Genomic DNA, 19904 nt, shown 5'->3' with positions numbered 1-19904 from the left:
TGAGGGGAGGAAGGTGCGGTCTGATGCCCTCACCCCGGCCCTCTCCCACGGGGAGAGGGAGAAAAGATTACGATGGCATTGCGATGGCCTGCTTCTCTTCGAGCAGTTTTTCCACAACGCCAGGATCCGCGAGCGTTGAGGTATCACCGAGGTTGCTGGTGTCCCCTGCCGCGATTTTGCGCAAGATACGACGCATGATTTTGCCGGAGCGGGTTTTCGGCAGCGAGTCGGTCCAGTGCAGCACGTCCGGCGTGGCCAGCGGGCCAATCTCTTTACGCACCCAGTTGCGCACTTCTGTATAAAGCTCTGGCGACGGCTCTTCCCCGTGGTTCAGAGTGACATAGGCGTAAATCGCCTGGCCTTTAATGTTGTGCGGAATACCGACAACGGCCGCTTCGGCAATCTTCGGATGCGACACCAGCGCTGATTCAATCTCCGCGGTGCCCAGACGGTGGCCGGAGACGTTCAGCACGTCGTCCACGCGTCCGGTGATCCAGTAATAACCATCTTCATCACGACGCGCGCCGTCGCCGCTGAAGTACATGTTTTTAAAGGTCGAGAAGTAGGTCTGCTCGAAGCGATCGTGATCGCCGAACAGGGTACGCGCCTGACCCGGCCACGAGTCCGTGATCACCAGGTTGCCTTCGGTGGCACCTTCCAGTGGGTTGCCTTCGTTATCCACCAGCGCAGGCTGCACGCCGAAGAACGGACGGGTTGCCGAGCCTGCTTTCAGCTGCGTGGCGCCCGGCATAGGTGTGATCATGAAACCGCCGGTTTCGGTCTGCCACCAGGTGTCCATGACCGGGCATTTCTCGTTGCCGATTTTCTTCCAGTACCACTCCCAGGCTTCCGGGTTAATGGGCTCGCCCACGGAACCAAGAATGCGCAGGGAAGAACGGTCGGTCCCTTCGATGGCTTTATCGCCTTCCGCCATTAAGGCGCGGATCGCCGTAGGCGCGGTGTAGAGAATGTTGACCTGATGCTTGTCGACGACCTGGCACATACGCGCCGGGGTCGGCCAGTTGGGCACGCCTTCAAATATCAGCGTTGTTGCGCCACAGGCCAGCGGGCCGTACAGCAGGTAGCTGTGCCCGGTGACCCAGCCCACGTCGGCGGTACACCAGTAGATGTCGCCCGGGTGGTAGTCGAAGACGTATTTGAAGGTGGTGGCCGCGTAGACCAGATAGCCGCCGGTGGTGTGCAGCACGCCTTTCGGTTTGCCGGTTGAGCCAGAGGTGTAAAGAATGAAGAGCGGATCTTCCGCATTCATCTCTTCAGGCTGATGCTGGTCGCTCGCTTTTTCAATCAGGTCGCTCCACCACAGGTCGCGCCCCTCGTGCCAGTCGATTTTGCCGCCGGTACGCTTAAGGACGATGACGTTGCTGACCGTTTTGACGTTCGGGTTTTTCAGCGCTTCGTCGACGTTTTTCTTGAGTGGGATACCGCGTCCTGCACGCACGCCTTCATCGGCGGTGATCACCAGTTTTGAGCTTGAATCGACAATACGACCCGCAACCGCCTCTGGCGAGAACCCACCAAAGATAACCGAGTGAATGGCGCCGATACGCGCGCAGGCCAGCATGGCCACCGCCGCTTCCGGCACCATCGGCATATAGATTGCGACCACGTCGCCTTTTTTAATGCCTTTTTCCAGCAGGACGTTGGCAAAGCGGCACACGTCGCGGTGCAGTTCTTTATAAGTAATGTGTTTGCTCTGCGAGGCATCATCGCCTTCCCAGATAATCGCCGTCTCGTTCCCGCGCGCGGCAAGGTGACGGTCAAGGCAGTTCGCCGCCAGGTTCAGCGTGCCATCTTCATACCATTTAATGGAGACGTTACCGGGCGCAAAGGAGGTGTTCTTCACCTTCTGATAAGGTTTGATCCAGTCCAGGATATGACCCTGCTCACCCCAGAAGGTGTCCGGGGCGGTGATAGATTGCTGATATTTCTCGTGGTACTGCTCCGGGTTGATCAGGCAACGGTCCGCAATGTTTGCGGGAATGTCATGTTTGTGTATTTGGCTCATGGCTTTTTTTCTCCTTGTAAGATGTTAATAATATGTCGCAAAAACGTTAATAGTAGGGGCTTTACAAGCTTTGTTTATTATTTGGGCTACAGATCACGCATTGTTTGAACAGGTTGAAAAATGAGCGAATGAAACTTTGAAGGAAAATAATTTATGCTGACGATTATTCACATTTATGTTTAAAAAAGCGTTTTTATAACAAAAGGTTATTTATTAGAAACAGGATAAACTCCCGTCACGGACGCTTTTACGAGTGAAATGCGTCGTTCTTTAAGGCTTGCGCAACAGGCCGCGCAAATGATACTCATACGCCGCGTTAAAAAATCCCATAAATCGACGCAACACAATTCATACCCTATCAGTATGTCCCCCTATTCATGCAGTTTGAGTGAATAAGGCGCTTCATTGAGGAAGTCAGTTTCTATGAAAAACGTTAAAGTCAGCCTGGCCTGGCAGATCTTAATTGCCCTTGTGCTGGGCATCTTGCTGGGCAGTTACCTCCACTATCACAGCGACAGCCGCGACTGGCTGATTGCGAACCTGCTTTCACCGGCAGGGGATATCTTTATTCATCTGATCAAGATGATTGTGGTACCGATTGTGATCTCGACGCTGGTGGTGGGGATTGCGGGCGTCGGCGATGCGAAGCAGTTAGGTCGTATTGGTGCGAAAACCATTATCTATTTCGAAGTGATCACTACGGTTGCGATCATTCTCGGTATCACCCTGGCGAACGTGTTCCAGCCGGGTTCCGGGATTGATATGTCGCAGCTGGCTACGGTGGATATTTCGAAATACCAAAGTACAACCGCTGACGTGCAGAGCCATGCGCACGGCCTGATGGGCACTATCCTTTCTCTGGTACCGACCAACATCGTGGCATCGATGGCGAAGGGTGAGATGTTGCCGATTATCTTCTTCTCGGTCCTGTTTGGTCTGGGGCTCTCCTCTCTGCCCGCGACGCACCGCGAACCGCTGGTAACCGTGTTCCGCTCTATCTCCGAGACCATGTTTAAAGTGACCCACATGGTGATGCGTTACGCGCCGGTAGGGGTGTTTGCGCTTATTGCCGTCACCGTGGCGAACTTCGGTTTTGCCTCCCTCTGGCCGCTGGCGAAGCTGGTGATTCTGGTGCACTTCGCGATCCTGTTCTTTGCGCTGGTGGTGCTGGGCATCGTGGCGCGTCTGTGCGGGCTGAGCATCTGGATTCTGATCCGTATCCTGAAAGATGAGCTGATTCTGGCCTACTCCACGGCAAGCTCTGAGAGCGTGCTGCCGCGTATTATTGAGAAGATGGAAGCCTACGGCGCGCCAGCGTCGATCACCAGCTTCGTGGTGCCGACCGGTTACTCCTTTAACCTGGATGGTTCCACGCTGTATCAGAGTATCGCCGCTATCTTTATTGCGCAGCTGTATGGCATTGACCTGTCGCTGTGGCAGGAGATCGTCCTGGTGCTGACCCTGATGGTGACGTCTAAAGGTATCGCAGGCGTACCGGGCGTTTCGTTCGTGGTACTGCTGGCGACGCTGGGCAGCGTCGGTATTCCGCTGGAAGGTCTGGCCTTTATCGCGGGCGTGGACCGTATCCTCGACATGGCGCGTACGGCGCTGAACGTGGTGGGGAATGCCCTGGCGGTGCTGGTTATCGCCAAGTGGGAGCACAAATTCGATCGTAAAAAGGCGCTGGCGTATGAACGCGAAGTGCTGGGTCGTTTTGATAAGACGGCTGACCAGTAACATCCTAAGCCCGGTGGCGCTGCGCTTACCGGGCCTACGGGTTTTGTAGGCCGGGTAAGGCAAAGCCGCCACCCGGCACTTTACTCCCCGCTCAACGCATCAAACTCTTCACACCCCGTATCAAACCCTTCCGTACAGCTCAGGTTCAACCAGTACAGTGCTTTCTGTTTATTGGGCGTGATAAAGCCTTTCTCACCCTGCCTGAACAACATCCCTGCCCAGTACTCGGCATAGCCGGTACGCGAAAGGGCTGAACTTCGCTTGAACCACGAGGCGGCCTGCACGTCATCCTGCGCTACCTCGACGCCGTTGGCATAAATCAGCCCTAGCAACAGCTGCGCATCGACCGCAGAGTCACTGTCGATATCTTCGGTTGCCGTTTGCAGCAGTCTGATAGCCTGCGGATAGTCCGTTTTCCCCGCCTGAGTATTTACCAGAATGCGCGCCAGCATGATCGCGCCGCGTTTGCTGCCAGCAATGTTTGCCTGTTGGGCCAGGGCTTTGGCCTGTGCGTAATCGCCCTGCGTAAAGAGGATTTGCGAGAGCAACCCCATGGCGTCGACATCGCCGCCTTTCGCGGCTTTCTCGGCCCACAGCGCGGCCTGCTTGCTGTCGCCGGAGCTGAAGTACGTATCGGCAAGATAATACTGGGCACGCGCATCACCGGCTTCCGCCTGTTTCCGATACTGGCTGCCTATCTCATCCGCGCGGACGAAGGACGTTAAAAACACTAACAACAGAAAAATGGCTTTCATGGATTCTTATCATCTGGGTACACGCCGCGCAGTATAATCGCGGGCGCAAAAGAAAAAAATGGGTGCATTAAGACCTCAGCATCCTACAAGCCGGGCGGAACCGTTGTTCCGCCCGTAGAGGTTAGCCTGGGTTGCAGGCTAATTTAGCCGCCACCTCCTGATGTTCACTCTTTATTGAAAACTCACAGAGCTTACCGCGAGTAATAAAGGTAAAGATCACTATCGTCAGGCAAACAATAAAGACGATGCCTAACGCAGTTTTTAATGGCGTCATGCCTTTTACTCCTTGTCAAAAAAAGAATAAGAGGCTACTCTCAACTTGTTGGAGTTGAGGGAGTAGCCTCGGGTAAATGAAAATTTCCCGGGGCTTTCTACTTTCTGTCCCTCAACAATGCTCAAGACAGAAAGTCTTAAGCACCCGCCGCATATCTTATCTCTCTGAATTAAAATGCAAAGATGTAATTCCTTTTCGCGAAAATTACATTATTTCTGCGAGCCGCTTTCCAGAATAATAATTTCTATTTCTTATGGATTAATCGAAAATAAAAAGGGAGTGAATATATCACTCCCTTTATTAAACGATAAATTAACGGCTTCAACCCATTGCGCTTTCGCGCAGTCGGGCTTTCAGCTTGTTATATTCGTCGATCACGTACTGTTCCGCCGCGTGCTGATCCGCAATCGGCTCAACGTTGACGGCGCAGTATTTATACTCCGGCGTTTTGGTTATCGGGCTTAAGTTCTCCGTTACCAGCTCGTTGCAGGCACCAATCCACCACTGATAGGTCATATAGACCGCACCTTTGTTTGGACGATCGCTGACCTGCGCACGGGTGATGATCCGCCCTTTGCGCGAATTCACCCACACCAGCGCCTCGTCCTCAATACCAAGGCGTTCCGCATCGGCGGTGTTGATTTGCGCATAGCCCGGTTCGTCCGCCAGCGCGGCCAGCGCGGCGCAGTTGCCGGTCATCGAACGACAGGAGTAGTGGCCCACTTCACGTACGGTGGAGAGCACCATTGGATACTCATCGGTGAGTTTATCAATGGGCGCGACCCAGTCGCAGGTGAAGAATTGCGCCAGCCCGTTCGGGGTGTCGAATTTCTCCTTAAAGAGATAGGACGTGCCTTGATCGGCCTCCGACTCATCCCGGCACGGCCACTGGATGTATCCCAGCTCACCTATTTTTTCATAGGTGGCGCCGTAGAAGTCCGGACACAGGCTCCGCAACTCGTCCCAGATCTCCTGGGTGTTGTTGTAGTGCATCGGGTAGCCCATACGGGTGGCGATTTCGCTGATGATCTGCCAGTCCGTTTTCAGATCCCACTTCGGCTCGACCGCCTTGAAGAAGCGCTGGAAGCCGCGGTCGGCCGCTGTGTAGACGCCTTCATGCTCGCCCCAGGAGGTCGACGGTAAAATGACATCCGCCGCCGCCGCGGTTTTGGTCATGAAGATATCCTGGACAATCACCAGCTCCAGATCCTCAAACCCTTTACGCACTGCAGAGAGCTCGGCGTCGGTCTGAAGCGGATCTTCACCCATGATGTAGGCTGCACGCACTTCGCCATGCGCCGCGCGGTGCGGCAGCTCGCTGATGCGGTACCCGGTGTGTTCCGGCAGGCTTTCCACGCCCCAGGCCTTCGCGAATTTGGCGCGGTTCTCCGGGAATTTCACGTACTGGTAGCCCGGATAAGTATCCGGCAGCGCGCCCATATCGCAGGCGCCCTGCACGTTATTCTGACCACGCACCGGGTTCACGCCAACGTGGGCTTTACCCAGATTACCGGTCAGCATCGCGAGGCTGGTCAGCGAGCGCACGGTTTCCACGCCCTGGTAGAACTGGGTTACGCCCATGCCCCAGAGGATGGAGGCGGTTTTCGCCCCGGCATACATCCTGGCCGCCTGACGGATCGCCTGCGCGCTGACGCCGGTAATCGCTTCAACCGACTCCGGTGTATAGCCTTCGACTATTTTCTTATACTCTTCAAAGCCTTCTGTACGGGTCGCGACAAACGCCTGGTCGTACAGGTTCTCCTCAATGATGACGTGTCCCATTGCGTTCAACAGCGCGATGTTCGAGCCGTTTTTCAATGCAATGTGCATATCCGCAATGCGCGCGGTTTCAATTTTGCGCGGATCGCAGACGATGATTTTCGCCCCATTCTGTTTAGCACGAATAACGTGGTTCGCGACGATAGGGTGAGAATCCGCCGGGTTATAACCAAAGATGAAGACGAGATCGGTATTATCTATCTCGTTGATGGCATTACTCATTGCGCCGTTACCGACCGACTGGTGCAGACCTGCAACCGATGGGCCGTGTCAGACGCGAGCGCAGCAGTCGACGTTATTAGTACCAATAACGGCGCGCGCGAATTTTTGCATCACATAGTTGGTTTCATTTCCCGTCCCGCGGGAAGAGCCGGTAGTCTGGATGGCATCCGGGCCATACTTGGCCTTGATGGCGCTCAGGCGCGTGGCGACGTAATCCAGCGCCTCGTTCCAGGAGACGGCTTCCAGCTTGCCGCCGCGCTCGCGGCGGATCATAGGGGTTTTCAGGCGCGGGGTAAGGATTTGGGTATCGTTAATAAAATCCCAGCCGTAGTAACCTTTCAGGCACAGCGTGCCCTGGTTGGTTTTCCCCTGCGCGGCCTCCGCCCGGACGATTTTGCCGTTATCGACCACCAGGTGGATCTTGCAACCTGAGGCACAATAAGGACAAACCGTGACGACTTTTTTCATCAGTCTGCTCCAGTTAATCGAATCGTTCGCACCCACTATGCAGCTTCTATGCCATGTTTTTTGTAGGGGTATACCCTGACTTTACGGCCCATTCGGGGTGAAAACCCTGACAAAAAGCAGTCAATCGTCAAAATTGACGTGTCGACAGGGCGGCGGATGTGACATGGGTTGAATTTCCGTCACTGAAAAAACCTTTTGACTGGAGCCGACGGCAGAATAGTTCAGACTTAACATAATCCCCTGACGGAAGCATACGATGAAACCGGCGATTCTGGTGGTTGATGACGATACGGCAGTCTGCGAACTGCTTCAGGACGTGCTGAGCGAGCACGTCTTTAGCGTGCTTGTCTGCCATAACGGCCAGGATGCGCTGCGCCAGGTGCAGCAGGAGCCGAATATCGCGCTTGTGCTGCTGGATATGATGCTGCCGGATATCAACGGCCTGCAGGTTCTGCTGCAGCTGCAAAAGCAGCGTCCGGCGCTACCGGTTGTGATGTTAACCGGGCTGGGCAGCGAGTCAGACGTGGTGGTGGGGCTGGAGATGGGGGCCGACGATTATATTGGCAAACCGTTTAACCCGCGCGTGGTGGTTGCCCGGGTGAAAGCGGTGCTGCGCCGTACGGGCGTGCTGGCGGCGGAAGCTCCCGCAGCGCCCGTCGCGGGCATTGCGTTTAACGGATGGACGCTTGATACCACCCGCTGCGAGCTGAGCGATCCGCAGCGTAATCCTGTGCCCTTAACCCAGGGCGAGTACGGCCTGCTGCTGGCGCTCACGCAAAATGCCCGTCGGGTGCTGAGCCGTGACAGGCTGCTCGAGCTGACCCACAGCGAAAGCGCCGACGTGTTCGATCGCACGATTGACGTGCTGATCATGCGCCTGCGCCGGAAAATAGAGGCTAACCCGCATCAGCCTGCGCTTATCAAAACGATCCGCGGGCTGGGTTACGTGTTTGCCACCGATGTGAGCCGGCCCGAACAGGCGGCATAAGGCTTACGTTATCGCCGGAACAATGATGGCGGCAAAGATTGCAGCGATGCACAGATACTTGAGGGCGTAATAGGCCTTACGGTTTCTTTTTTTCAGACGCTGCCCCCGCTCGCGACCTGCATGAACGTATTTAAAAATACGGTTAATGCCGCCAGTGCTGTCATTTTCGTCATTCGGTGAGCTGGCTGCAGACATTAGCGTGGTTCCCACCCAATGGTTAACCGCCTGCGCCCAGCGCCATTTCATCGGACGCTCAATATCGCAGAAGAGAATAATGCGCGTTTGATCCGTTTTATTCTCTGCCCAGTGGACGTAGGTCTCATCAAAAATAACGGCTTCTCCATCCCGCCAGCTGTGGCGCTGCCTGTCGACTTCAATAAAGCAGCGATCGTCATTCGGTGTGAATAAGCCCAGATGGTAACGAACCGAGCCCGCGTACGGGTCCCGGTGCTTGCCAAGCTTCGCCCCCGCCGGCAGCTCGGCAAACATGGCCGCCTTCACCGAGGGGATTTCACTTACCAGCCGGGTCGTCACCGGGCATAAAGACTGCGCGGAGGGATGGGCATCGGCATACCACTTCAGATAAAAACGTTTCCAGCCGCGTTTAAAAAAGGTGTTAAAGCCAGCGTCGTTATTATTTTCCGCCGCCTTAATATGATGCTGCAAACGCAGCGCCTCTTCGCGAATAACCAGCCAGTTTTCCGTCAGCTTATTTAATTCCGGGAAGCGTTCTGTTTCAAAGAAAGGCTGCCTGGCGGGCAGGGAAGAAAACGCCGTCATAAACATATTGATGGGCGCCATGAACGTCGAATGGTCGAAGAGCTGACGAGAAAGCGTCTGTTTTTCTTTGCCGCGTGAATGAGCATAAATAACGCTGATAATGAAAATACCGATGATGATGGCTGCGAACATTTTTCCCTTGTCCTCTTTCTATCTCATTTCGGAAAAGCGTGCGGACAGTGTGCTGCCCACGCCGAATATGCCAGATGGAGATAGTGTAGTTCGGGGATGTAAAATTCATAGAACTGTAATGAAATATCGCAATTATTGTTAAATTAAACGCTCTCGCGAATAAACGTCTGCAGCTCGGCCAGCGTTTTTGCGCCGTCAATCGCATTGGCGGCCAGCAGGCTTGCCCGCGCGCAGGCGTGTGCCAGATAAATACTCTCTGTTAACGGGAGTGATTCATGACAGCCGTATAAAAAGCCCGCGCAAAAGGCATCGCCCGCGCCGACGCTGCCGATAATCTCTTCCTGCTCCAGCATCCATGACGGGATCCAGCGACCCTCTTCACCGCGGGCTTCTCCCCATGCGCCTTCCGGACAGTGGATCACCACCCGCTGGCGTACGCCAGCCGCCAGCAGCTGCGCCGCGGCATCGGCGATATGGGCAATGTGCGGGGCGTCGTTTTCGTCACGCATTGTCAGGCCGCTAAACTCACCGGCCTCGAGCTCGTTAATGACCAGATAGTCGAGATGGCGCAGGGCAGGGAGCACCAGCGGCTGATAGCGTGGGTCACCCTTGCGGGAAACCAGGTCGAGCGAGGTTTCATACCCCTGGTCACGCATTTGTGCCAGCAGCCGCGCGCTGCGGGTGCCGAACTCGTCATCGGGCATATCCAGGCTGTCGAGCAGCAAGAGATAGCCGAGATGGAAGATCTTCATCGATCCATCTAAGCGATCGAAAGCGGGAAGATCCAGCAGGCGGTTGGCCCCCGGTGAGTGGAAAAAGGTGCGCTGTCCGCTGGGATCGGTCATCACCTGCGACATGGAGGTTGGCGCAAAGGTGGTGCGCTGTACGCGCTGGCGGTTGACGTGGTACTGGTCGAGCATCGCCAGAATGTAGTCCCCGTCGCTGTCTTCACCAATCAGCCCCACCGCCTGCAGCGGCAGGCCAACGTGCATTTTCGCCAGCGTCAGCAGGACGTTGAGCGGCGCGCCACCGGTTGAGCGTTCGCTGTGGGTGATTTCCGCCAGCCAGCCGCGCTCCGGCCACTGCACGATCTGGTGGACGTGGTCCACCAGCATATTGCCTGCGGCGATGATGCCTTTGCGTTCCATTATGCCTGCCCCGCGCTGCCGAAGATGCGCATCTGTTCGGCGACCGTATCCGTAATCGCCTCTTCTATGCCCAGCAGCAGCTCGGCAAACTCGTCGTAGAGCGGCTGGCGTTTTGCCATACGCTGCTCCACGGCGGCGAGCGCGGCCTGCGACATCCCGGTATAGAAATTGATTTTATGAATGCCCAGCTCGATGGCGCGGCGGAAGTCGGCATCGCTAATCCCGGAGCCGCCGTGTAAAACCAGCGGCAGTCCCGTCTGCTGGCGAATGGCGTCCAGGCGCGGGAAATCGAGCTTCGGCTCGCCCCTGTATTTGCCGTGCGCGTTACCGATAGCCACCGCCAGCGCGTCGATGCCGGTTGAATCGACAAATTCGCGCGCCAGCTGTGGGTCGGTAAAGAAGGCTTCATCCGCATGTCCGTAAAGCGCGCCGCCTTCATCCCCCCCGACCGCGCCCAGCTCCGCCTCCACCGAGACGCCCACCGCATGGCACATCTTCACCACTTCCCGCGTCTGGCGGATGTTTTCCTCATAGCTCAGCGTAGAGCCGTCGAACATCACCGAGCTGAACCCTAAGCGCAGGGCGCGCACCACCGCCTCGAAATGCAGGCCGTGGTCGAGATTGAGCACCACGGGAATGTCGTGACGGGCGGCTTCGAACTTCACCGCTTCGACAAGGGAATCCAGCGACACGTACTTAAAGTGCACTTCGGCGATGTTGATGATAAACGGCGAGCGCTCCTGCTTTGCGGCGGCGAACAGCGCGCGCAGGAAGTGGGAGTCGAGCACGTTAAACGCGCCCAGCGCATAGCGGTGTTGTCTGGCGTGCGCAAGACCGTCGGCAAGAGAAATCAATGGCATCATTCACCCCTTATATCCGAAACAGGTTGTACTCGTTGCACAGCACCAGCAGCGCCGGCTCGTCTTCTTCGATGTTGTTATAGCGGGCAACGGGCTGCAAAAAGTGGTTGTCGTGTTCATCGTCATTGACCGAGGACACTTCCCCGACCAGCACGTCGCCGAAGCCGCGTTCGCCCCAGAAACTGTGGTAAAGACCGGGCGTCAGGCAGATGCTTTCCCCTGGCGTGAGGCGCAGCTGGCTGCCGGGGGCGTGGGTTTGACGGCAGCCGTCGACGGTGACCGTCACGTCGGTGTTTTCCGTCTCTTCATGCGCCCCGGCATTCCATAATTCCACGATCAGATTCCCGCCGCCCCGGTTGATGATGTCTTCCCGTTTCCGCCAGTGAAAATGCATCGGCGTGACCTGGCCGTCACGCACGTGCATGATTTTTTCGGCATAGTTTTTTTCATACGGCACGCCGTTGGGCGAGCCGTTGCGCAAGGTAAACAGCGTCAGGCCCTCAGCGGCAAAGTTGTTGCCGCCGAATGCCGTCACGTCCCAGCCGAGCCTGAGGTCGAACACTTCCTGCCATGCAGCCTGGTCAAGCTGCTGCCATTTCGTTGGCGGAAAGCTGGCAAACGGCGGGAGATGAACGTCGTGCATGGAGAAAAACTGCCGCGTGTGGCCGAGGATTTCATTGATGTCGGAGCGTTTCATGGGGACTCCTTGAAAACAGTTCCCTCTCCCTGCGGGAGAGGGAAAAGGATCATTTAACCGTCCACCCCTTATACGTGCCGACGTTCTTTTTATCGATCATCGTCACCGGGATCAGCACGGGCGCTTTCGGTGCAGGTTTGCCCTGGAGAATGTCATAGCCGATCTCCACCGCTTTTGCCGCCATGACCTGCGGATCCTGCGCCGGGGTCGCCACAAACAGCGAGTTTTCGCGCTTCAGCGCTTCCTCACCGTCCGGTGAACCATCCACGCCAACGATAAAGAACTCATTGCGCTGCGCCTGTTTCGCGGCCAGATCGGCGCCGATCGCGGTCGGATCGTTAATCGCAAACACGCCGTCGATCTTCGGATTAGCCGCCAGCAGGGAGGTCATGACTTCCAGACCGCCTTCACGACTGCCTTTGGCGTTCTGGTTATCCGAGAGCACCTTGATATCCGGATGTTTTTTGAACTCCGTCTGGCAACCTTCCACGCGGTTTTGCACCGCTGAGACCGGCGGTCCGTTGATGATCACCACGTTGCCTTTCCCTTTCAGGCGGTCGGTAATGTACTTACAGGCCATCTCACCCGCCTGGGTGTTATCGGAGGTGATGGTCGCATCAGCCCCTTCCGCCGCGACGTCAACCGCCACGACCACGATCCCGGCGTCCTTCGCGCGCTTCACCGCCGGGCCAATCCCTTTGGAGTCCGCGGCGTTGAGGATGATCATGTCCACTTTCGCGGCGATGAAGTTGTCGATCTGCGCCACCTGCTGGCCCAGATCGTACCCGCTGGAGACCAGCGTCACCTTGACGTTATCCCCCGCCAGCTTGCGCGCTTCCAGCTCGGCACCTTTGGTGATCTGCACGAAGAACGGGTTAGCCAGGTCACCCACCGTCACGCCAATGGACTTCAGATCTTTCGCCTGCGCAAACGGCGTTGCGGCAAGCAGCGCGCCAGCACAGAGCGCGGTTACTAACGGTTTCAAACGCATCTTGTCTTCCTCACTCGTAGGGTATTGTTGTTATGCACTTTGATGGTGTCGGGTACGGTATTTGTCGATTAGCACCGCAATGATGATCACCGCCCCTTTGATCACCAACTGCCAGAAGTAGGAGACGCCCATCAGCGTCATGCCGTTGTTGAGGGTGGCGATGATCAATGCGCCGACCAGCGTGCCGGTGATCGTGCCGATCCCGCCGACAAAGCTGGTGCCGCCGAGGATCACCGCCGCAATCGCATCCAGCTCGTAACCTGTGCCGAGGTTACCGTTAGCGCTGTACAGGCGTGAGGCGCTCATGACGCCGCCGAGGCCGGAGAGCAGGCCGCTCATGCCGTAGACAAACAGCAGCACCAGCCAGACCTTAATGCCCGTTAAGCGCGCCGCCTGCATGTTGCCGCCCACGGCGTAGATATGAACGCCGAGCGTGGTACGGCGCAGGATGAACCAGCACACCACGATGACCGCCAGGGCGATCACCACCAGCCAGGGAATTGGGCCGAGATAGTTATTGCCGATCCACTCGAAGTTGATGTTCGAGTTAATGACCGTCGTGCCGTCGGCCAGCAGGTACGCCGCGCCGCGCAGCGCCGTGTAGGTGCCGAGCGTGACGATAAAGGGCGGCAGCCCGGCAAAGGCCACCAGCGCGCCGTTAAACAGGCCCAGCACCATGCCGAGCATCAGCGCGGCGGGAATGGACAGCCCGGCGAATTCGGGAATAAGCGATACCACCATCGCGGCTACCGCCGTGGTGCCGAGAATCGACCCCACGGAGAGGTCAATCCCGCCGGTCAGGATAATAAAGGTCATTCCCGCCGCCAGCACGATGTTGATCGACGCCTGACGGGTAATGTTGAGCAGGTTGCTCTCGGTAAAGAAGTTCGGGGCAATAAAGCCAAAAACCGCCACAATCAGGATAAGAATTGGCAAAATACCGACCGTTTGCATCAGATCGCTCATCAGCATTTTTTTGGCGGAGGCAGATTTCGCCACCTGCTGCGGATGGGTTGGAGTTGTCATGGTTACACCGCCTGATGATGAGTGTCGTTCACGCCGGTTGCCAGCGTCATAATGTTTTCCTGAGAGATGTCACGCCCGTGAAGCTCGCCCGCGATGCTGCCTTCGCGCATCACGTACACCCGGTCGCTCATCCCCACCACTTCCGGCAGCTCGCTGGAGATCATCAGAATCGCCACCCCTTTACGCGCCATCTGGTTCATGATGCGGTAGATCTCGCTTTTCGCCCCGACGTCCACGCCGCGCGTGGGTTCGTCCAGAATCAGAATGCGTGGGCCAATCGCGACCCAGCGGGAGATGAGCAGCTTCTGCTGGTTGCCGCCCGACAGCCCGCCCGCGCGCACCTGAGCATGCGGCACGCGGATGTTAAGCAGGGCGATGGCGTCATCGGAGATGGCCTGCGCTTTTTTGCGGTTTAACATGCCGAAGGTGGCGTCGCGCTCCAGCGTCGCCATGGTGATGTTCTCCTGCGCCGCCAGCTCCAGAAACAGCCCCTGCTCCTTGCGGTTCTCGGTGAGAAAACCGATGCCGTTTTCGATGGCCGCACGCGGGGAATGGATCACCACCGGCTCGCCGTCGACCTCAATCATGCCGCCCGTGGCTTTGCGCACGCCGAAGATAAGCTGTGCCAGCTCGGAACGTCCGGCCCCGACCAGCCCAGCCAGCCCGACGATTTCGCCGGAACGCACCTGCAGGCTGCAGGGCTGTACTTTTTTACCGTCGGTGAGGTGATGCACGTTGAGGCGCGGGCTGCCGAGGGGGATATCACGCTCCTTGTTGAACAGGTCGCTTAACGGTCGTCCCACCATCATGCGCACCAGCTCGGAAGCGTTGAGTTTGTCGCGCGTCAGGCTGCCGACGTACTGCCCGTCGCGCAGAACGCTGACGCGGTCAGAGAGTTCATACACTTCCGCCATACGGTGGCTGATATAGATGATCGCCATCCCTTCATCGCGCAGGCGTAAAATCAGTTCAAACAGGCGATGCGTTTCCCGCGAGGAGAGGGCGGCGGTGGGTTCATCCATAACCAGAATGCGGCTGTTGCGGTGCAGCGCGCGGGCAATTTCTACCTGCTGCTGTTCGGCGATGGTGAGCTTCATCACCAGATCGGTGGCGCTGAACTGTGCGCCGAGGCGGTCAATCACCGCCTGCGCCTGGGCAGCCATCTCTTTGCGCTGCACCATCCCGCCGCGCGACAGTTCGCTGCCGAGGAAGATATTTTCGGCTACGGTCAGATTGGGCGCGAGCTGCATCTCCTGATAAATCAGGGTGATGCCCGCGGCCAGCGCATCCTTCGGCCCTTTAATGTGAAACGGCTGACCATCAATCAGGATCTCGCCGTGGGTGGCGGTATAGGCCCCCGCGAGGATTTTCATCAGCGTGCTTTTTCCCGCGCCGTTTTCGCCCATCAGCGCGTGGATCTCACCGGGATAAACCGTCAAATCCACACCCTTGAGCGCGTGGAAACTGCCAAACGTTTTGGCAATGTTGCGCATCTCTAATACCGGGGTTCTGCTCATGGCGGATCTCCTGTGAATGCCGATTTCTGCACTTCATCACAGGTGCGTAAATGCAAAATGTCAGAAGCTGTTCATATTTGTCATAGTTATGAATAGCTAATGTGGATCACAGTTATTGAATTACCCTCACCCCGGCCCTCTCCCTGAAAGGGAGAGGGAGCAAATCATTCCCTCGCCCCTTTGGGGAGAGGGTTAGGGTGAGGGGACAACAAACCGCAAAGGAGCCTCAATCCATGCCATCACGCCGCCCCCCGTTCTTCACCAGCGCCCGCGGTCGCCTGCTGATTTTCAATCTGCTGGTGGTCGCCGTGACGCTGATGGTGAGCGGCGTGGCGGTACTCGGCTTCCGTCACGCCAGTCAAATCCAGGAGCAGGTGCAGCAGCAAACGCTGGACGATATGACCGGCAGCATGAACCTGGCCCGCGATACCGCCAACGTGGCGACGGCGGCGGTGCGGCTCTCGCAGGTGGTGGGGGCGCTCGAGTACAAAGGGGAAGCCGAGCGCCTGAAACAGACGCAAATGGCCCTGCGCCATTCGCTGGAGCAGCTTGCGGAGGCGCCGCTGGCGCAGCAGGAGCCAGCCCTGGTGGCGCGTATTATTCAACGAAGCAATGAGCTACAGCAGAGCGTGACGGAGATGCTGGAGCGCGGACAGCGACGCCATCTGGAGCGTAACGCGCTGCTGAGCTCGCTATACCAAAGCCAGAGTTACCTGCGTCATCTGCAGGACATCAACCGCCGTTATGACAGTAACGTACCGGGTGCGCAGCAGCTGATGGAGATGGACCGGCTGATCGCCGCCGCCATCGATACCCCTTCGCCGCGCGCGACCATCCAGCAACTGGACGCGGTGGCCGCAACGTTGCCCCGGCGTGCCGCACAGCCGGTCGTAAATACGGTTCTGCCTGATTTTAATGCCGAGCTAGGTCAGCTCGCCCCGCTGTCGAAGCAGCTGGAGGAGAGCGATCTGGCGATAAGCTGGTATATGTTCCACATCAAGGCGCTGGTGGCGATCCTCAACAGCGACATCAATCAGTACGTTGAGCAGGTGGCGCAGGCCTCCCGGCTTCGCACCGCCCAGAGCCATCACGAACTGCAATCCATCAGCGTATTTATCACCATTTTCGCCGTGCTGGCGCTGATCATCACCGGGTGTGCCTGCTGGTATATCTACCGCAATCTGGCCTCCAACCTGACGGCCATTTCCCGGGCGATGTCGCGTCTTGCTCACGGTGAACAGGATGTGTCCGTCCCCGCGCTGCAGCGGCGCGATGAGCTGGGTGAACTGGCGCGCGCGTTTAACGTTTTTGCCCGCAACACCGCCTCGCTTGAGCACACCACGCGCCTGCTGAAAGAAAAAACCACGCAGATGGAGATCGACCGCATTGAGCGTCAGGGGCTGGAAGAGGCGCTGCTGCACAGCCAGAAAATGAAGGCCGTTGGGCAGCTGACGGGCGGGCTGGCGCATGATTTTAATAACCTGCTGGCGGTGATCATCGGCAGTCTTGAGCTCACCGACCCCGAATCAAACGACGCGCCGCGCATCAGCCGGGCGCTGAAGGCGGCCGAGCGTGGCGCCTTACTGACCCAGCGCCTGCTGGCGTTTTCCCGCAAGCAATCCCTGACGCCGCATGCGGTAGAGATGCAGCCGCTGCTGGAGAACCTCCGGGAACTGCTGCGTCACTCCTTGCCCGCCACCCTGACCCTGGAAATTGAAGCGCAATCCCCGGCATGGCCCGCATGGATCGACGTCAGCCAGCTGGAGAACGCCATCATTAATCTGGTGATGAACGCGCGCGATGCGATGGAAGGGCAAAGCGGGGTGATTAAAATTCGCACCTGGAATCAGCGCGTTACCCGCAGCGACGGACGCAGGCAGGATATGGTGGCGCTGGAAGTCATTGACCGCGGCAGCGGCATGTCGCAGGAGGTCAAATCCCGGGTCTTTGAACCGTTCTTCACCACCAAACAGACCGGGAGCGGGAGCGGGTTAGGCCTGTCGATGGTGTACGGCTTTGTGCGCCAGTCCGGTGGTCGCGTGGAGATTGAAAGCGCGCCGGGACAGGGAACGACCGTGCGGCTTCACCTCCCGCGCTCGACGCAGCCCGCCGCTGCAGCTGATGAAGCGCTGTCAGCCACCGCCTCCGTCGAGAGTGAGCGCCTGGTGCTGGTGCTGGAGGATGAAGCGGATGTCCGTCAGACCCTGTGCGAGCAGTTGCACCAGCTTGGCTATCTGACGCTCGAAGCGGACAACGGCGAGCAGGCGCTGAACATGCTGGCGGCGTCGCCGGATATTGGCATGTTTATCAGCGACCTGATGTTACCCGGAAGCCTGAGCGGGGCCGAGGTGATTAGCCATGTGCGCAGTCATTATCCGCAGCTTCCGGTGCTGCTGATCAGCGGCCAGGATTTACGGCCCTCGCATAATCCTCAGCTGCCGGACGTTCCGTTATTGCGTAAGCCGTTTACGCGGGCGCAGCTGGCGCAGGCTCTGCGGAAAATATGCTTTTAAATGCCCCTGTTTAGGATTTCATCAAGAGCATCGTTGACGCCGGTGATGTTAATCTGCGCAAAATTTAGCAGATTGGGATATAAAAGGAATTATGCCGGTACTCACAAAGGGGGACTCACAAATGATCGTGATGCCTACAACATACAGCCCGAGCACAATTGCCAGGTCGTTTAAACTCGTTGATGAGTTTGAGCTTTCCGGGCGAGTGCTACATGTTATTTTTGATAGTCAGACTCCAAGAGCTGCGATTATTGAAGCGGATATCGAAACCTTCGATGGGGTGCCCCGGCATCGGGTTGTTGCTGCCCTGGATTTACAACGTAAAACGCATTTGGGTGAAGATATCATTGCCGTCGAGCGCTGTTGGGAAGATGCCAATGTTATTCAGGTAGAAGGTATCTGTGTTGATCCCGCCGAGCGTGACAAGGGACTGGCAACTCGCCTGTATGAAGCCCTGGTATTACAGTGTGGCGTGACACTTGTCAGCGACTTTGAACAATATGAGGGTGGGAAGATGCTCTGGCAGAAAATTGCCCGCGAGTCTGACCAAATCGCTGTATTTGTTCTCGATACCGAGCAGGGCGCATTTTGGCCGTATGATGGCAGCAAGGTTATCTATGACGGAGGGTGTATCCCCGAAGATCGTATCTGGAGCCATTCGCCGGATCAAAAATGCTACGGCATCGTCCTGGTCGCAGAAAATAAACAGCGTGCGAATCAACTGATGGAAGTCCCAGGACACAACTGAATTTGAGATTCCTCCGCTACCCCCGTTTCCTGCTGTTCATTATCGTAAGGCCAGTTCACCTGCGAGTCTGGCCTTATGAAACGTTACTCAACTGCTCTGTTATTTGGTCTGCTGTCACTCACCAGCCAACTGGCTCATGCCGACATTGTTGATGATGCTATTGGCAACATTCAGCAGGCGATCAACGATGCCTACAACCCCAGCAGCAGCCGCAGCAATGACGACGACGATCGTTATGACCGCAGCCGTCAAATCGACAGTCGACAGTACGACGATCGTCGTCGGCAGCTCGAAGACAGACGCCGCCGTTTAGACGAGCGCCAGCGCCAGCTGGATGACGACAGGCGTCGGTTAGAAGAGGATGAGCGCAGGTTAGAAGACGATTACGATCGAGGCTAAAGCCTGGTGGCGCTTCGCTGACGCAGGCCTGCAAAAACCTGGACCGTAGGCCGGGTAAGGCGCAGCCGCCACCCGGCAAAACTCAGTCCAGTACCAGCACCATCCCGTCATACCCCGCTTCAATGCCGTCGGGCAGTGGGTTATCCATCATCCATACGTCAAACTGATGGCTGATGTGCGTCAGGATCACCTGCGGACAGCCAATCACCTCGTTTAGCGCCATCACGGTATTTAAGTCGCAATGGTTTCGCGGCGTTTCGTCGCGCGGTGCATGGCTGCAGTCGATAATCATCGCCTGCGGCTGATTGTTGAGCAGGAACTTCACCGTTTTTTCCGGCAGTCCGGCGGTGTCGGACAGCCAGGCCACGCGGCTGTGGGCCGACTCCAGCAAATACCCGAAGGTCAGTTTCGAATGGTTGAGCGGCAGCGGCGTGACCCGCATACCCTGAAGCTCAAACATAACAAAGGGGTCGACCGTGTGGCTGAAATCCAGAATCCCCGGATGTTTAAACAGGTCGTCGCATCCTGCTTCATCCGGCGGACCGTAAACGGGGATCGTCGCGCCCACGCCCCAGCGCAGGGGGAAGAGTCCCTGGACGTGATCCATATGGTAATGGGTCAGCAAAAATTGCTGAAAGCTGCCTGCGGCCCAGTCGTCCATCAGGTGCGGAATACCGGCATCCAGCAGGGTCACCGCATCGTTGAATTTGACCACCGCGCTACAGGGACGACGGCGATAGTTATCCTGCAGGCGCGCCCGGCGACACGCCGCGCAGTCGCAGCCAAAGACCGGCACCAACTGGGCGCCACCGGTTCCCGTCAACGTGATGGTCAGACTCATAGC

Annotated in this window: 17 protein-coding genes; 5 read left to right on the top strand and 12 right to left on the bottom strand. The window is 57.2% G+C overall.

Features of this window, described 5'->3' with window-relative positions:
* Positions 1-67: 67 nt before the first annotated feature.
* Complete coding sequence (gene acs, locus BFG58_RS08995; RefSeq protein ID WP_069719695.1) at positions 68-2026, bottom strand: acetate--CoA ligase; 1959 nt, start codon at positions 2024-2026, stop codon at positions 68-70.
* Between the two features lie 423 nt (positions 2027-2449).
* On the opposite strand from acs, the gene gltP reads away from it, so the two are divergent.
* Positions 2450-3763, top strand: coding sequence for a glutamate/aspartate:proton symporter GltP (gene gltP / locus BFG58_RS08990; RefSeq protein ID WP_069719694.1), 1314 nt, complete (start codon positions 2450-2452; stop codon positions 3761-3763).
* Positions 3764-3843: 80 nt separating this feature from the next.
* Here the strand turns inward: gltP and BFG58_RS08985 are convergent, their stop codons facing one another.
* The 3 genes from BFG58_RS08985 to fdhF form a co-directional block, all read right to left on the bottom strand.
* Entirely contained in the window at positions 3844-4518 is a 675-nt protein-coding gene (locus tag BFG58_RS08985; RefSeq protein ID WP_069719693.1) for a tetratricopeptide repeat protein, read from the bottom strand.
* A 121-nt stretch (positions 4519-4639) separates the two neighbouring features.
* On the bottom strand, positions 4640-4792 hold the full coding sequence (locus tag BFG58_RS08980; RefSeq protein ID WP_045909184.1) for a Hok/Gef family protein: 153 nt from the start codon (positions 4790-4792) through the stop codon (positions 4640-4642).
* A gap of 321 nt (positions 4793-5113) precedes the next feature.
* Positions 5114-7261 carry a formate dehydrogenase subunit alpha gene (gene fdhF, locus BFG58_RS08975; protein ID WP_083261470.1) on the bottom strand — a complete coding sequence of 716 codons (2148 nt, stop codon included), beginning with the start codon at positions 7259-7261 and terminating at the stop codon, positions 5114-5116.
* 256 nt (positions 7262-7517) lie between these two features.
* Between fdhF and BFG58_RS08965 the strand changes: the two genes are divergently transcribed.
* The gene (locus BFG58_RS08965) at positions 7518-8249 is read left to right on the top strand and encodes a response regulator (protein ID WP_045909185.1); all 732 of its coding nucleotides are present in this window, start codon (positions 7518-7520) and stop codon (positions 8247-8249) included.
* Between the two features lie 3 nt (positions 8250-8252).
* Here BFG58_RS08965 and lpxO read toward each other — a convergent pair whose 3' ends face one another.
* From lpxO to BFG58_RS08930, 7 genes are all read right to left on the bottom strand, one after another.
* A complete protein-coding gene (gene lpxO / locus BFG58_RS08960) occupies positions 8253-9161 on the bottom strand; it encodes a lipid A hydroxylase LpxO (protein ID WP_008500041.1) in 909 nt (302 codons plus the stop codon).
* Between the two features lie 143 nt (positions 9162-9304).
* A complete protein-coding gene (locus BFG58_RS08955) occupies positions 9305-10312 on the bottom strand; it encodes a carbohydrate kinase family protein (RefSeq protein WP_139125301.1) in 1008 nt (335 codons plus the stop codon).
* On the bottom strand, positions 10309-11169 hold the full coding sequence (locus BFG58_RS08950) for a ketose 1,6-bisphosphate aldolase (protein WP_063622853.1): 861 nt from the start codon (positions 11167-11169) through the stop codon (positions 10309-10311). The genes BFG58_RS08955 and BFG58_RS08950 overlap by 4 nt, the downstream gene beginning before the upstream one ends.
* Before the next feature lie 10 nt (positions 11170-11179).
* Positions 11180-11866 carry a D-lyxose/D-mannose family sugar isomerase gene (locus BFG58_RS08945; RefSeq protein WP_045909188.1) on the bottom strand — a complete coding sequence of 229 codons (687 nt, stop codon included), beginning with the start codon at positions 11864-11866 and terminating at the stop codon, positions 11180-11182.
* Positions 11867-11915: 49 nt separating this feature from the next.
* On the bottom strand, positions 11916-12857 hold the full coding sequence (locus BFG58_RS08940; RefSeq protein WP_021242935.1) for an ABC transporter substrate-binding protein: 942 nt from the start codon (positions 12855-12857) through the stop codon (positions 11916-11918).
* A gap of 30 nt (positions 12858-12887) precedes the next feature.
* On the bottom strand, positions 12888-13883 hold the full coding sequence (locus BFG58_RS08935; RefSeq protein ID WP_048030254.1) for a ribose ABC transporter permease: 996 nt from the start codon (positions 13881-13883) through the stop codon (positions 12888-12890).
* A gap of 2 nt (positions 13884-13885) precedes the next feature.
* Positions 13886-15400: a sugar ABC transporter ATP-binding protein gene (locus BFG58_RS08930; protein WP_069719690.1), complete on the bottom strand. Its 1515-nt coding sequence runs from the start codon at positions 15398-15400 to the stop codon at positions 13886-13888.
* Between the two features lie 233 nt (positions 15401-15633).
* Between BFG58_RS08930 and BFG58_RS08925 the strand changes: the two genes are divergently transcribed.
* The 3 genes from BFG58_RS08925 to yjdP all read left to right on the top strand — a co-directional run bounded on the left by BFG58_RS08925 (position 15634) and on the right by yjdP (position 19060).
* Entirely contained in the window at positions 15634-17913 is a 2280-nt protein-coding gene (locus tag BFG58_RS08925; protein WP_069719689.1) for a hybrid sensor histidine kinase/response regulator, read from the top strand.
* 121 nt (positions 17914-18034) lie between these two features.
* Positions 18035-18661, top strand: coding sequence for a GNAT family N-acetyltransferase (locus BFG58_RS08920; protein WP_008500049.1), 627 nt, complete (start codon positions 18035-18037; stop codon positions 18659-18661).
* Positions 18662-18736: 75 nt separating this feature from the next.
* Complete coding sequence (gene yjdP / locus BFG58_RS08915; protein ID WP_033144428.1) at positions 18737-19060, top strand: DDRRRQL repeat protein YjdP; 324 nt, start codon at positions 18737-18739, stop codon at positions 19058-19060.
* Positions 19061-19142: 82 nt separating this feature from the next.
* Here yjdP and phnP read toward each other — a convergent pair whose 3' ends face one another.
* Positions 19143-19901, bottom strand: a complete 759-nt coding sequence (gene phnP / locus BFG58_RS08910) for a phosphonate metabolism protein PhnP (RefSeq protein WP_069719688.1) — start codon at positions 19899-19901, stop codon at positions 19143-19145.
* Between the last annotated feature and the right edge of the window lie 3 nt (positions 19902-19904).

Origin of the sequence: Enterobacter sp. ku-bf2, assembly GCF_001742765.1 — a bacterium.
GTDB lineage: Bacteria > Pseudomonadota > Gammaproteobacteria > Enterobacterales > Enterobacteriaceae > Enterobacter > Enterobacter quasiroggenkampii.
The sequence above is the reverse complement of the archived record's forward strand: the minus strand, read 5'-3'. Positions and strand labels throughout refer to the sequence as shown.